This window comes from Streptomyces sp. NBC_01142, assembly GCF_026341125.1.
Taxonomy (GTDB): Bacteria; Actinomycetota; Actinomycetes; order Streptomycetales; family Streptomycetaceae; genus Streptomyces.
In genome coordinates this window covers 1,768,365-1,781,923 of the sequence record NZ_JAPEOR010000001.1, presented here as the reverse complement: position 1 = coordinate 1,781,923, position 13,559 = coordinate 1,768,365, and the positions used below count along the sequence as shown (strand labels likewise).

The following is a 13,559-nucleotide window of genomic DNA, read 5'->3' as shown; positions in this document are numbered from 1 at the left end:
CCCCTCCGACACGCCTCCGACCCACGCACCCCACGCATACCTTCCGAGGAGCCGCCGTGAACGTCTCAGCCTCCACCCTCTCCCTGACCGTCGCCGACGTCGACGCCTCCCGTGACTTCCTCTGCACCCACCTCGGCTACGAAGTGGCCATGGCCCAGGACGGCTTCGCCTCCCTGACCCGCGAGGGCGCCGCCGTCGACATCGTCCTGCTCCGCAAGGGCACCGCGGTCCTCCCCGCCGAGCAGCGGGACCGGGACGCGGGCGGCCTGATCCTCGCGCTCACGGTCCCCGACCTCGATGCCGAGGAGGCCCGTCTGCGCGCGGCGGGCGCCCCCATCACCATGCCGCTGCGCGAAGAGCCCTGGGGCGAGCGCCTGTTCCAGCTGACCGACCCCAACGGGGTCGTCGTCCAGCTCGTCGAATGGGCCGTCCCCGCCCACCCCGCCGACCCGGACGAGGACACCGCCCTTCACGTACTCACTCCGTCGACCGAGAGCGTCACCGTCTCCCCGAACGCCACCATGACCGGCCTGGCGGCCCCCAGCCGCGGCAGCGCCGAACTCAGCACCTGGACGGTCGCGATGGACGCCGGTGCGACCGGCCCCGAGCACTCCATCAGCCGTGAACAGGTCTGGACGGTCACCGCGGGCGCCCTGGAGGTGACCTGCGACGGCCGTACCGAGAAGGTCTCGGCCGGCCAGACCCTGATTCTGCCGGCCGACCTGGTCCGCCGGATCCACGCGCCCGCGCGGGCCGAGGTCCACGTCTCGATGCGTTCCGACGGGGTCGCCTCCGTTCCCGGCACCGAGGGCACGCGCGAACTGCCCTGGGCCCAGTAGCTCAAGAGAGATGGTTGATCGCCCCCACGGCCGCGCTGACTACGGGCGTTAAGGGCAAGGAGGAGTACTCCTTCCTCGCCACTCTCAACGCGTAGCGCACCGGGGGCAAGACCCGGGTCGTGCCTCAGGATGGTCGGCCCGGCCAAGAAACTACGGAAATTGGAGATTCACGAAGTGCGTGTGCTGTTGTCGACGTATGGGTCACGCGGGGACGTCGAACCGCTGGTGGGACTCGCGGTGCGGTTGCGGGAACTCGGCGCCGAGGTGCGGGTGTGCGCGCCGCCGGACGAGGACTTCGCGGAGCGGCTGGCCGGGGTCGGCGTGTCCATGGTGGGCGTCGGGCAGTCGGCGCGCGCGCTGACGACCGCGGCGCCGCCACCGTCGAAGGGCAATCTGCCCCAGCGTGCGGCCGAATTGATTGCCAGTCAGTTCCAGGTGATACCCGCGGCGGCAGAGGGGTGCGACGTGCTGGTGGCGACGGGCGCGATGCCGGCTATCGCCGGGGCGCGGTCGGTGGCCGAGAAGCTGGGCATCGGCTACGTGTCCGTGATCTTCCAGCAGCTGACCCTGCCCTCGCCGCAGCGCCCGCCGCTGGCGTACCCGGGGCGGCCGTTCCCGCCGGAGGTGACCGACAACCGGGCACTGTGGGAGCTGGACGCCCAGAGCATCAATGCGCTGTTCGGTGAGGCGCTCAACACCAGCCGGGCGTCGATCGGCCTGCCCCCGGTGGACAACGTCCGCGACTACGCCTTCGGCGACCGGCCGTGGCTGGCGACGGACCCGGCGCTGGACCCGTGGCTGGAGACGCCGGATCTCGACGTCGTACAGACCGGCGCGTGGGTGGTGCCCGACGAGCGGCCGCTCCCGGCGGAGCTGGTGGCCTTCCTGGACGCCGGCGCGCCGCCCGTGTACGTGGGCTTCGGCAGCATGGCCGTGCGCGCAGGGGAGGAGGCGGCCCGGGTGGCCATCGAGGCGGTTCGCGCGAAGGGCCGCCGGGTACTCGTCGGGCGTGGCTGGGCGGATCTGGGCCTCATCGACGACCGGGACGACTGCTTCGCCGTCGGCGAGGTCAACCACCAGCAGTTGTTCGGACGGGTGGCTGCCGTCGTGCACCACGGTGGCGCGGGGACGACGACGACGGCCGCTCGGGCCGGCGCTCCCCAGGTGGTGGTGCCCCAGTTGGCGGACCAGCCGTACTGGGCCGGCCGGGTGGCCGAGCTCGGCATCGGCGCGGCACACGACGGTCCGACCCCGACCTTCGACTCCCTGTCGGCCGCCCTCAGGACGGCCCTGACACCGGAGACCAGCGCACGAGCGACCGCCGTGGCCGGCACGATCCGCACCGACGGGACAACGGTGGCCGCGAAGCTGCTGCTCGACGCGGTCAGCCAAGAAAGGCCGCCCATGACTGCGTGAACCACACCGGATTGTCAAGGCAGGACCAGTGCCCCGCGCCCGGCTGCACCGTCAACTCGGCATCCCCGAAGAGACGGCGCACGCCGCGGCAGCAGCCCGACATCCCTACGCACCCGGCGATCAACAGCGCCGGCATCCAGGATCATTCTGTGAGGAGGTCTCACTGAATACCGGTACCTCCGGCCGCCAACGGCTCACGTGCAGAACAAGGGCTGGATGGACCCGGATGCCGGATGGGAGATCCTGCTGGGCACCACAGGTCAGGCTCTGAACCTCGAAGCTGTGGAGATGTGGATCGAGTAGTTCTCGCCTGAGACTCCTTCAGGGCTCCTGCCTCCCCACTCAATTTGCGGAGCAGGGGCTCTGAATGTTTCTCGTCCCGGGCTGCGCCAAGAGCACGTGCCCTCCAGCCACCGTCGGCCCCTCCCGCTCCCACTACGGGTCTCGTATCGCGCGCAGCGCCGCAGCCTGCCCGTAGACGAGGTGACCGGCATCGGCCCCGCTGGCCGGCGGGGCCCGGCATCCGCCACCAGGAATCGGACTGCACCGTCACGGAACGTCACGGCCGGATGCGACTGGCGAAATGCGCCGACAGGGTGCGGTCGGCCTCCCCCCTTCGGGAAGGCAGCGCCTCCGCAACGGAACACCACTCCGTCCGGAGACAATCACCGCTGATGATGCTCCGTCAGAACACGTCCCGGTCGGGCGTCAGACGTGCGTCACGCGCGTCGAACATGCGTCAAGATATCGCCCGTAACGCACACCTACCGAACTCGCAGGTCAGGCGCCCTTGTCAGCCGGCTCCAGAATCGCCACGCACTCCACATGCTGCGTCATCGGGAACAGGTCGAACGCCCGCAGCGTCCGCACCCGGTAGCCGTTCTCCCCGAAGTACGCCAAGTCCCGCGCCAGCGCCGCCGGGTCGCAGGCCACGTACGCGATGCGCCGTGCGCCCAAGCCCGCCAGGTGCTTCACCGTCTGCTTGCCCGCCCCCGCGCGCGGCGGGTCCAGCACGATCAGGTCCGCTTCGGTGATCTTCGTGCGCGGCAGTACCTGCTCGACCTTGCCGTGCTCGATGCGCACGCGCTCCAGGTCCTGGAGGTTGTGCCGGGCGTCCTCGACCGCGCGCTTGGTGGACTCGATGCCGAGCACCGCGCCGTTCTCGCCGATCCGTTCCGCGATCGCGCCTGCGAACAGGCCCACACCGCAGTACAGGTCGAGCGCCGTCTCGCCCTTGCGCGGCATCAGACCCTGCATCACGGCCTTGACCAGGGTGTCGGCGGCCTGCGGGTGTACCTGCCAGAAGCCGCCCATGCCGACGCGGTACGTGCGCTCGTCCGCGCGCTCCCGTACGAAGGCGCGGCCGTGCACCCGGTGCACTCCGCCGTCGCGCTCGTCGACCCGGAGCACCGAGACCGGCTTGTCCAGCTCCACCAGCGGGAGCCGGCCGCCGGGGCGCGGGGTGAGGATGACCTGCCGGTCGTTCGATCCGGTCGCCGCGATCGCCTCGACCGTGGCCATCTGCGGCCAGTCCTGCTTCTCGATGCCGAGTTCGGTGACCCCCGGGGCGGCGATCATGCAGTGGTCGATCGGCTGGACGTCGTGCGAGCGGTGCTTGCGCAGCCCCGCGCGGCCCTCCGTGTCGATCGCGTACTGCACACGCGTGCGCCAGGCCGGTACTTCGCCCTGCGGCAGCTTGTCGCCGGCGGCGGGCATGACCGTGCCGTCCCAGCCGGCCTCCTCAGGAGTGAGGCCCGCGAGCCGCTGCAGCTGCTCGGCGATCACCTCGCCCTTGAGCCGTCGCTGGGCGCCGGGCTTGGCGTGCTGCCAGTCGCAGCCGCCGCAGTTACCGGGGCCGGAGTAGGGGCAGGGGGCCTCGACGCGGTCCTTGGAGGCCTCGAGGATCCGTACCGCGTCGGCGCGCAGAAAGCGGGAGCCCTCCTCGCCCTCGGTGATGCGGGCCACGATCTTCTCGCCGGGCAGCGTGTGCCGTACGAACAGCACGCGCCCCTCCTCGGTACGGGCGATGCAGTGGCCGCCGTGCGCGACGGGCCCGACCTCGACCTCGTACTCCTCCCCGACCAGCGAAGACTCAGATGCGTTCTGCATGGTGGGGTGACTCCAGAAGATCAAGGGAAAACGGCCGGACAACAACCCACCACTCTACGTGGGTGTTGCCCGGCCGCTCACCAACAGGCACGTGGGGCCTCACACAGGCATGTGGGGCCTCAGCTCTTCCCGCTGGGCTCCTTGGGACGCCGGTCCACGGGACCGCGCCGGACCGAGCCCGGAGCGTTCCATTCCTGGCGCTTCCTGGCCCGCTTCTTCGCGGCCTCCGAGGACACCAGCTGGTACGGCACCGAGGTCACCATCACTCCCGGTGTGAACAGCAGCCGGCCCTTGAGGCGCAGCGCGCTCTGGTTGTGCAGCAGATGCTCGTACCAGTGGCCCACCACGTACTCGGGGATGACGACGCTGACCACGTCCCGCGGGCTCTCGCGCCGCAGTCCCCTGACGTACTCGATGATCGGCCTGGTGATCTCGCGGTACGGGGAGTCGAGGACCTTCAGCGGCACATTGATGCCGCGCCGGTCCCACTCCGCCTGCAGCGCCTTGGTCTCGGCGGCGTCCACGCTGATGCTGAGCGCCTCGAGTTTGTCGACGCGCATCAGCTTGGCGTAGGCGAGGGCACGCAGGGTCGGCCGGTGGATCTTGGAGACCAGCACGATCGCGTGCACACGTGAGGGGCGCACGGTGTCGTCGCTCGGCTCGTCCGGAGCCGCGATCTCCTCCGACACCCGGTCGTAGTGCCTGCGGATCGCGGACATCGTCCCGTAGAAGATCACCATGCCCAGCAGCGCCACCCAGGCGCCGTGCGTGAACTTGGTGGCGAGTACGACGACGAGCACCAGGCCGGTGAAGAAGGCTCCGAAGGTGTTGATCGCGCGGGAGCGGATCATGTGGCGGCGCTTGGCAGCGTCCTTCTCGGTCTTCAGATGGCGGTTCCAGTGCCGCACCATGCCGGTCTGGCTGAGCGTGAAGGAGACGAAGACACCGACGATGTACAGCTGGATCAGCTTGGTGGAGTCGGCGCCGTAGACCCAGACCAGCAGGATGGCGGCGCCGGCCAGCAGCACGATGCCGTTGGAGAAGGCGAGCCGGTCGCCGCGGGTGTGCAGCTGGCGCGGCAGGTAGCGGTCCTGCGCGAGGATCGAACCGAGCAGCGGGAAGCCGTTGTACGCCGTGTTGGCGGCCAGGAACAGCACCAGCGCGGTGGCGGCGGCGAGCACGATGAAGAAGAACGTCCCGTCACCGAAGACGGCGGCAGCCACCTGGGAGATCACCGGGTCCTGGACATAGTCGTCGCCCACCGGGGTGCCGTTCTGGAGCAGATCGTGCGCCGGCTGCTCGGCCATCTTCACATCGGTGGCCATGGCCAGGCCGATGATGCCGCAGAACATGGTGACGGCGAGGCCGCCCATCAGCAGCAGCGTGGTCGCGGCGTTCTTGCTCTTCGGCTTGCGGAAGGCCGGGACGCCGTTGCTGATCGCCTCGACACCCGTCAGGGCCGCACAGCCGGAGGAGAAGGCCCGCAGCAGCAGGAAGAGCAGGGCGAAGCCTGCCAGGCCCTCCTGCTCCGCCTTGATGGTGAAGTCGGCGGTCGGTGCCTTCATCGTGTCGTCGAGGACGAGGCCCTTGTAGGCACCCCAGGCGATCATGATGAACACGCCCGCGACGAAGACGTATGTCGGGATGGCGAAGAGCTTGCCCGACTCCTTCACGCCGCGCAGGTTCATCAGCGTCAGGAGCACGATTATCCCGATGGCGCAGAGAACCTTGTGCTCGACGACGAAGGGGATCGCGGAGCCGAGGTTCTCCACTCCGGAGGAGATCGACACGGCCACCGTGAGGACGTAGTCGACCAGCAGGGCGCTGGCGACGGTGAGACCGGCCCTGGGCCCGAGGTTGGTGTTGGCGACCTCGTAGTCGCCGCCACCGCTCGGGTAGGCGTGCACGTTCTGCCGGTAGGAGGCGACCACGGTGAACATCAGCACCACGACGGCAACCGCGATCCACGGGCTGAAGTGATAGGCCGACACACCCGCGATGGAGAGCACCAGAAGGACTTCACCCGGCGCGTACGCCACCGAGGAGAGCGGGTCGGAGGCAAAGACGGGGAGGGCGATGCGCTTGGGGAGGAGCGTTTCCCCCAGTCGGTCGCTGCGCAGCGCCCGCCCGATCAGGATCCGTTTGGGCACGTCGGTCAGTTTGGGCACGCAGAGGATCGTAAGCGTTCGGAATCGGCCAGGCCCACCCACCACCCCCCTTCCTGCGCGGAATCTCCCGCTCCCGTCACGCAGGGGTCCCGGGGCGGACCGCGTGTGTGTAGCTTGGGCAGCGGTCTGAGACCCTGTTAAGCCTGAGCAAAGACCATTGACAGCCGGAAGGACGGTCGTGCACATCGTCATCATGGGATGCGGGCGAGTGGGAGCCGCTCTCGCGCAGACCCTGGAGCAGCAGGGGCACACGGTCGCCGTCGTCGACCAGGACCCCACGGCCTTCCGCCGCTTGGGCTCCGGGTTCGGCGGCCGCCGCGTCACCGGGGTCGGTTTCGACCAGGACACGCTGCGCGAAGCCGGGATCGAGGATGCCGGCGCCTTCGCCGCGGTCAGCAGCGGCGACAACTCCAACATCATCGCCGCCCGGGTGGCGCGCGAGATGTTCGGCATCGAGAATGTCGCGGCCCGGATCTACGACCCGCGGCGCGCCGAGGTGTACCAGCGCCTGGGCATCCCAACCGTCGCCACGGTCCGCTGGACCGCCGACCAGATGCTCCGGCGGCTGCTGCCGTCCGGCTCGGAGCCGCTGTGGCGCGATCCGAGCGGCGGCGTACAGCTTGCCGAAGTACACACCGCGGCCTCCTGGATCGGTCACAAAGTCAGCACCCTCCAGGAGGAGACCGGCGTGCGCGTCGCCTTCCTCACCCGGCTGGGCGAAGCGGTGCTGCCGACGTCGCAGACCGTGCTGCAGGAGGGCGATCTCGTCCACGTGATGATGCGTACGGACGAGATCGAGAAGGTCGAGGCGGCCTTCGCCGAGGGCCCTGAGGAGGGCGGTCACTGATGCGGGTCGCTATTGCGGGCGCCGGCGCGGTGGGCCGTTCCATCGCGGCCGAGCTGCTGGAGAACGGGCACGAGGTGCTCCTGGTCGACAAGGCGCCGACCGCCATCTCGGTGGAGCGGGTGCCACAGGCCGAGTGGCTGCTGGCGGACGCGTGCGAGATCACTTCGCTGGACGAGGCGGCGCTGCAGCGCTGCAACGTCGTGATCGCGGCAACCGGTGACGACAAGGTCAATCTGGTCGTCTCGCTGCTCGCGAAGACCGAGTACGGGGTGCCGCGGGTGGTGGCCCGGGTCAACAACCCCAAGAACGAATGGCTCTTCAACGAGTCGTGGGGCGTCGATGTGGCGGTCTCCACCCCGCGTCTGATGTCGGCGCTGGTGGAGGAGGCGGTGAGCGTCGGCGATCTCGTACGGCTGCTCCGCTTCAGTCACGGCGACGCGAACCTGGTCGAGCTGACGCTGCCCCCGGAGTCGGCGCTGGCCGGCACCTCGGTCGGCGATGTGGCGTGGCCGGAGGACACCACGCTGGTCACGATCATCCGCGGTTCACGGGTGCTGACGCCGAGCTCCGAGGAGACGCTGGAGGCGGGCGACGAGCTGCTGTTCGTCGCTGCCCAGGCCCGCGAGGAGCAGCTGGAGGACCTGCTCTCGGTCCGCCGCGAGGAGGAGCCCTCGAGCTGACGCTCGGGAGACGTACGCGAGGGGCCCAGGACCGCATGCGGTCCTGGGCCCCTCGCGTACGTGGTGCTTACCCCTCGCTCCGCCGGGCGGCCGCCTCGCGCTCCTTCTCGGCGCGCTCCTCGGCCTCCATCTCGGCGAAGACATCGATGGGCGGCGGCGCCTTCGCCAGGAACACCCAGGTCAGGTACACCGCGAGCAGGAACGGCGGGATCTTCAGCGCCACCAGCACCCAGCCGAGCTGAGCGGTGTCGGCCCACCAGTAGAGCGGGAAAAGGATCGCGCACTTGGCGAGCAGGATCAGGCCCCAGGCCCAGCTGGCCTTGGCGTAGGCCTTCTTCCTGCCGGGGTTACGCGTCCGCCAGGAGAGGTTCTCCTTGAAGACCGGACCGAGGATCAGGCCGATCAGCGGGACGCCCGCGATCGTCGTCACGATGTACGCGAGGGCCAGGCCGAGGGTGTAGATCATGCCCGGCAGATAGAAGTCCTTGGCGTTGCCGGTCATCATCGCGAAGACGACGCCGAAGGCCACCCCGAAGACGCCACTGAAGGCGTGCTTGACGGTGTCCCTGCGGATCAACCGGACCGCGACGAGCAGCACCGAGACCGCCAGGGCCGCGACGGCCGCGATATGGAGGTCCTTGTTGATCGTGAAGATCGTGACGAAGAGCAGTCCGGGCAGGACCGTCTCCACCATGCCGCGCACGCCGCCGAAGGCTTCGAACAGCGCAGCCTCCGTGACGGCTTTGGCGTCGTGGCTGTCCGGCTGCTGCTGGTCGTTCGTCGTGGTGGTCGGCTTGTCGAGAGACGTCACCGGCTACTCCTGTCCGAGCGGTCGGAGTTCGTATTTGGGATTGAACAGCACACGGCGGCCGTGGCTCATGGATATCCGGCCCGAGGCTATGAGCCTGCGGCCCGGTTCGATGCCCACTATGGAGCGCCGGCCGAGCCAGACGACGTCCAGCGGGGCCGTACCGTCGAAGAGCTCCGCCTCCAGCGCGGGCACGCCCGCGCGCGGACGCAGGGTGACCGTGCGCAAAGTACCAGTCACCCTTACTATCTGGCGGTCACTGCACTCGGCAATGCGGATACACCCCGATGCCTCCGCATCCTCCTGGAGCTCCTCGGACTCGAGGTCCTCCTGGGAGGTGGACAGCCGGTCGAGCATACGGCGGAAGCGGCCGGCGGGCTTTGCCGACTTGTCCGGCTTCTCGGAACGGGGTACAGCGCTCATACCGAAAGCGTACCGGCCACCACCCGTACCGGATCAACGTTCGAAGCGGTATCCCATGCCGGGCTCCGTGACGAAGTGCTTGGGGTGCGAGGGATCGGCCTCCAGCTTGCGGCGCAGCTGGGCCATGTAGACCCGCAGATAGTTGGTCTCCGTGCCGTAGGAGGGCCCCCAGACCTCCTGAAGCAGCTGCTTCTGGCTGACCAGCCGGCCGGTGTTGCGTACGAGAACCTCCAGCAGATGCCACTCGGTCGGGGTAAGGCGTACGTCACGTCCGTCCCGGTGCACCTTTTTCGCCGCGAGATCGACGGTGAAGCCCTCGGTCTCGACCATCACGACGTCGTCCTCACCGCCGCCGAGCGGCTCGGCCCGGCGGACCGCGGCGCGCAGCCGGGCCAGCAGCTCGTCCATGCCGAAGGGCTTGGTCACGTAGTCGTCGGCTCCGGCGTCGAGCGCCTCGACCTTCTCGTCGGAGGTGTGGCGGGCGGAGAGCACCAGGATCGGGACGCGGGTCCAGCCGCGCAGCCCCTTGATCACCTCGACACCGTCCATGTCGGGCAGACCGAGGTCGAGAACGATGACGTCGGGGTGCCGGGCCGCGGCCAGCTGGAGCGCGGTCGCACCGTCGGGGGCCGCGTCCACCTCGTACTTGCGCGCCTTCAGGTTGATCACGAGGGCGCGCACGATCTGCGGCTCGTCGTCGACCACGAGCACCCGGGTCATTGCGGGCCTGCCTTTCTGTACTGATGCCACTGCTGATGTCGCTGCCGATGTCGCCGATGGTGCCGTCGTCCCGGTCATGAGGTGACCCGGGCAGGAAGGTCGGGGCTGACCGGAGCGTGTCCGGGCGCCACGTTGAGCGTGAGGACCATGGTCATGCCGCCGCCGGGGGTGTCCTCGGCGGTGAGGGTGCCGCCCATGGCTTCCACGAAGCCGCGCGCGACCGCGAGGCCGAGGCCGACTCCGGCGCCGCGTGGAGCGTCACCGTAGCGCTGGAACGGTTCAAAAATCCGTTCCTTCACGTCATCGGGCACTCCGGGGCCACGGTCCACGACCCGTAGCTCGACGCGCTCGCCGAGCGCGCTCGCGGCCACGGTGACGGGTGTCGCGTCCGGGCTGTACTTGACGGCGTTCTCGACGATGTTGGCCACCGCCCGCTCCAGCAGGCCCCGGTCGACGGCCACCATGGGCAGCGTCTCGGGAATGTCCAGCCCGACGCTGTCGTCCGGTACGCCGACGAGCGCCATCGGGACCACCTCGTCGAGGTCGGTCTCACGGATCAGCGGGGTGACGGTGCCCGTCTGCAGCCGGGACATGTCGAGGAGGTTCCCGACGAGATGGGCGAGGCGGTCGGCGCCGTTCTCGATCCCTTCGAGCAGTTCGGCCTCGTCCTCCTCGGACCAGGCGACGTCGTCGGACCTGAGCGAGGAGACGGCGGCCTTGATGGCGGCCAGCGGGGTACGCAGATCATGGCTGACGGCGGCGAGCAGTGCCGTACGGATGCGATTGCCCTCGGCGAGCCTGCGGGCCTCCTCCGCCTGCCCGACCAGCCGCTGACGGTCGAGTACGACGGCGGCCTGGGCGGCGAAGGCGGCCAGCACCCGGCGGTCCTCGGCGGGCAGGACACGGCCGGAGAGGGCCAGCGCCATGTCGTCGCCGACCGGCATGTCCACGTCCGCGTCCTCGGGGCGGGTCACGGAGCTGGGGCCGACGCTGCCCGCGCAGGTCCAGGGCTCGACATCGCTCTGCCGCTCCAGCAGCGCCACGGACTCCATGGCGAACGTCTCGCGGACCCGCTCCAGCAGGGCGTCCAGCGTGGTCTCGCCGCGCAGCACGCTGCCGGCCAGGAAGGAGAGGATCTCGGACTCGGCGCGCAGCCGGGCGGCCTGGTGGGTGCGGCGGGCGGCCAGGTCCACGACAGAGGCCACCGACATGGCCACGCCGAAGAAGACCGTGATCGCGACGATGTTCTTGGGGTCGGAGATCGTGAACTGGTGCAGCGGCGGCGCGAAGTAGTAGTTCAGGAGGAGGGAACCGAAGGCGGCGGAGGCCAGGGACGGAAGCAGTCCGCCGAGCAGGGCCGAAGCGACGGTCAGCGACAGGAACAGCAGCATGTCGTTGGCCAGGCCGAGATCCGCGTCGACGTGGGTGAGCAGCAGCGCCAGCAGTACGGGCCCGGCGACGCCGACCAGCCAGCCGGCGACGATCCGGGAGCGGCCGAGGCGGGCGCCACGGGCGACGGGCAGTCCCCGGCCCTTGCCCGCCTCGTCGTGCGTGACGATGTGGACGTCGAGGTCCGGCCCGGAGTCGCGGGCGACGGTCGCGCCGACGCCGGGGCCGAAGATGTACTGCCAGGTCTTGCGGCGGCTGGAGCCGAGCACGATCTGGGTGGCGTTGACGCCGCGCGCGAATTCCAGCAGGGACGCCGGAACGTCGTCGCCTATGACGTGGTGGAAGGTGCCTCCGAGGTCCTCGACCAGGGTGCGCTGGACCGCCAGCTCCTTGGGCGACGCGGAGGTCAGTCCGTCGCTGCGGGCGATGTAGACGGCGAGGATCTCGCTGCCGGAGCCCTTGGCGGCCATCCGGGAGGCGCGGCGGATGAGAGTGCGGCCCTCGGGTCCGCCGGTGAGGCCGACGACAATGCGCTCACGGGCCTGCCAGGTGGAGCGGATGTTGTGCTCGCCGCGGTACTGCTGGAGGTATTCGTCGACCCGGTCGGCGACCCAGAGCAGGGCCAGCTCACGCAGGGCGGTGAGGTTTCCGGGGCGGAAGTAGTTGGACAGGGCCGCGTCGACCTTGTCGGACTTGTAGATGTTTCCGTGCGCCATCCGGCGGCGGAGCGCCTGGGGCGACATGTCGACCAGCTCGATCTGGTCCGCCCGGCGGACGACCTCGTCGGGGACGGTCTCCCGCTGGCGTACACCCGTGATCGAGTCGACCACGTCGCCGAGTGACTCGAGGTGCTGGATGTTGACCGTGGATATGACGTCGATGCCGGCCGCGAGCAGTTCCTCGATGTCCTGCCACCGCTTGGCGTTGCGCGAGCCGGGGACATTGGTGTGGGCGAGTTCGTCCACAAGAGCGACAGCGGGGCGGCGCTCGAGTACCGCGTCGATGTCCATTTCGGTGAAGACGGTGCCGCGGTAGGCGAGCTCGCGGCGCTGGATCTGCTCCAGGCCGTGCAGCATCACTTCGGTGCGGGTGCGTCCGTGGTGCTCCACGAAGGCCACGACGCAGTCGGTGCCCCGCTCGACGCGGCGGTGCGCCTCGGAGAGCATCGCGTAGGTCTTGCCGACGCCGGGTGCCGCACCGAGGTAGATCCGAAGCTTGCCGCGTGCCATGGCCTCATTGTCTTTCAGAAAACAGCTGCAAATGCTCCGCCGACCATACGGCCAGCCTTTTCGACAAATCGGACACGGTACGGCCGTCAGCTGGGTATTGACGCGATTCTGATGCCCGTCGGAACGGGGCCGGGCGGGCCGCCCGGCCCTCATCCGTACGGGAGTACACCGACGCACTGGGCGACACCGATGCGTCCCGCAGTGGCCCGGAACCCCGGAACCACCACGGGCCGCAGCCCGGTCGGCGGTACGTCAGCCCTTCGCGACGAGCTCCTTGAGTGCGATGTTGAGCTGGAGGACGTTGACCCGGGGTTCGCCGATGAAGCCGAGGATCCGGTCGTCGGTGTTGTCCTTGACGAGCTTGTCGACCTGCTTGACGTCGAGGTGGTTCTTCTCGGCGACCCGGTGGACCTGGAGCTTGGCGTACTGCGGGGAGATGTGGGGGTCCAGGCCGGAGCCGGAGGAGGTGACGGCGTCGGCCGGCACGTCCGAGGGCTTGGGTGTGTAGCCGTTGGCCTTGTTGTCCTGGACGACGGCGGCCTTGGCGTCGGTGACCCACTGGATCAGCTCTTTGTTGTCGCCGGACCGGTTGGTCGCGCCGGACAGGATCAGCGAGTACTGGGTGTTGACGCTGTTGGAGCCCAGGCCGTTGGACGGGCGCGGCTGGAACCACTTCAGGTCCGGGCGGGCGGCCTCCTCCGCGTCGTCGGGGTTCTTCTTCGGCAGGTTGTAGGTCTGGCCGATGAGTTCGGAGCCGACGACCTTGCCCCCGGACTTGATCTCGGAGCCGTTGGCCTTGTCGTTGAACAGGGCCTGTGCAACGCCGGTGACGGCCAGCGGGTAGATCACGCCGCAGATCAGGGTCAGGACGAGGAGGGCGCGCAGCCCGGCCCCGATGAGCCGTGCGGTGCTTCCTACGGAGTTGTTCATG

The 13,559-nt window shown here is 69.4% G+C and carries 12 protein-coding genes; 5 read left to right on the top strand and 7 right to left on the bottom strand.

Going from position 1 to position 13,559, the window contains the following annotated elements; translation table 11 throughout:
• Positions 1-56 precede the first annotated feature (56 nt).
• The 3 genes from OG883_RS08240 to OG883_RS08230 all read left to right on the top strand — a co-directional run bounded on the left by OG883_RS08240 (position 57) and on the right by OG883_RS08230 (position 2,558).
• Positions 57-839, top strand: a complete 783-nt coding sequence (locus OG883_RS08240; RefSeq protein ID WP_266537001.1) for a VOC family protein — start codon at positions 57-59, stop codon at positions 837-839.
• 174 nt (positions 840-1,013) lie between these two features.
• On the top strand, positions 1,014-2,255 hold the full coding sequence (locus OG883_RS08235; protein WP_266541352.1) for a glycosyltransferase: 1,242 nt from the start codon (positions 1,014-1,016) through the stop codon (positions 2,253-2,255).
• Between the two features lie 198 nt (positions 2,256-2,453).
• Complete coding sequence (locus OG883_RS08230; protein ID WP_266536999.1) at positions 2,454-2,558, top strand: hypothetical protein; 105 nt, start codon at positions 2,454-2,456, stop codon at positions 2,556-2,558.
• A 477-nt stretch (positions 2,559-3,035) separates the two neighbouring features.
• Here OG883_RS08230 and OG883_RS08225 read toward each other — a convergent pair whose 3' ends face one another.
• A complete protein-coding gene (locus OG883_RS08225) occupies positions 3,036-4,364 on the bottom strand; it encodes a class I SAM-dependent RNA methyltransferase (protein WP_266536998.1) in 1,329 nt (442 codons plus the stop codon).
• Between the two features lie 119 nt (positions 4,365-4,483).
• A complete protein-coding gene (locus tag OG883_RS08220) occupies positions 4,484-6,532 on the bottom strand; it encodes an APC family permease (RefSeq protein WP_266536996.1) in 2,049 nt (682 codons plus the stop codon).
• Between the two features lie 178 nt (positions 6,533-6,710).
• On the opposite strand from OG883_RS08220, the gene OG883_RS08215 reads away from it, so the two are divergent.
• Positions 6,711-7,379, top strand: coding sequence for a TrkA family potassium uptake protein (locus tag OG883_RS08215; protein WP_266536994.1), 669 nt, complete (start codon positions 6,711-6,713; stop codon positions 7,377-7,379).
• Entirely contained in the window at positions 7,379-8,059 is a 681-nt protein-coding gene (locus OG883_RS08210; protein ID WP_266536992.1) for a TrkA family potassium uptake protein, read from the top strand. The genes OG883_RS08215 and OG883_RS08210 overlap by 1 nt, the downstream gene beginning before the upstream one ends.
• A gap of 67 nt (positions 8,060-8,126) precedes the next feature.
• Here OG883_RS08210 and OG883_RS08205 read toward each other — a convergent pair whose 3' ends face one another.
• The 5 genes from OG883_RS08205 to OG883_RS08185 all read right to left on the bottom strand — a co-directional run bounded on the left by OG883_RS08205 (position 8,127) and on the right by OG883_RS08185 (position 13,558).
• The gene (locus tag OG883_RS08205; RefSeq protein ID WP_266536990.1) at positions 8,127-8,870 is read right to left on the bottom strand and encodes a DUF3159 domain-containing protein; all 744 of its coding nucleotides are present in this window, start codon (positions 8,868-8,870) and stop codon (positions 8,127-8,129) included.
• A gap of 3 nt (positions 8,871-8,873) precedes the next feature.
• On the bottom strand, positions 8,874-9,290 hold the full coding sequence (locus OG883_RS08200; protein WP_266536988.1) for an OB-fold nucleic acid binding domain-containing protein: 417 nt from the start codon (positions 9,288-9,290) through the stop codon (positions 8,874-8,876).
• Positions 9,291-9,323: 33 nt separating this feature from the next.
• Positions 9,324-10,010 carry a response regulator gene (locus OG883_RS08195; RefSeq protein WP_266536986.1) on the bottom strand — a complete coding sequence of 229 codons (687 nt, stop codon included), beginning with the start codon at positions 10,008-10,010 and terminating at the stop codon, positions 9,324-9,326.
• Between the two features lie 74 nt (positions 10,011-10,084).
• On the bottom strand, positions 10,085-12,628 hold the full coding sequence (locus OG883_RS08190; protein WP_266536985.1) for a sensor histidine kinase KdpD: 2,544 nt from the start codon (positions 12,626-12,628) through the stop codon (positions 10,085-10,087).
• A 252-nt stretch (positions 12,629-12,880) separates the two neighbouring features.
• Positions 12,881-13,558: a potassium-transporting ATPase subunit C gene (locus tag OG883_RS08185; RefSeq protein WP_266536983.1), complete on the bottom strand. Its 678-nt coding sequence runs from the start codon at positions 13,556-13,558 to the stop codon at positions 12,881-12,883.
• Position 13,559: the final 1 nt, after the last annotated feature.

Excerpts from the sequence above, each read along its gene's own strand:
- OG883_RS08225 (WP_266536998.1), bottom strand. The coding sequence starts at position 4,364 with ATGCAGAACGCATCTGAGTCTTCGCTGGTCGGGGAGGAGTACGAGGTC.
- OG883_RS08210 (WP_266536992.1), top strand. The coding sequence starts at position 7,379 with ATGCGGGTCGCTATTGCGGGCGCCGGCGCGGTGGGCCGTTCCATCGCG.
- OG883_RS08200 (WP_266536988.1), bottom strand. The coding sequence starts at position 9,290 with ATGAGCGCTGTACCCCGTTCCGAGAAGCCGGACAAGTCGGCAAAGCCC.
- OG883_RS08195 (WP_266536986.1), bottom strand. The coding sequence starts at position 10,010 with ATGACCCGGGTGCTCGTGGTCGACGACGAGCCGCAGATCGTGCGCGCC.
- OG883_RS08190 (WP_266536985.1), bottom strand. The coding sequence starts at position 12,628 with ATGGCACGCGGCAAGCTTCGGATCTACCTCGGTGCGGCACCCGGCGTC.
- OG883_RS08185 (WP_266536983.1), bottom strand. The coding sequence starts at position 13,558 with ATGAACAACTCCGTAGGAAGCACCGCACGGCTCATCGGGGCCGGGCTG.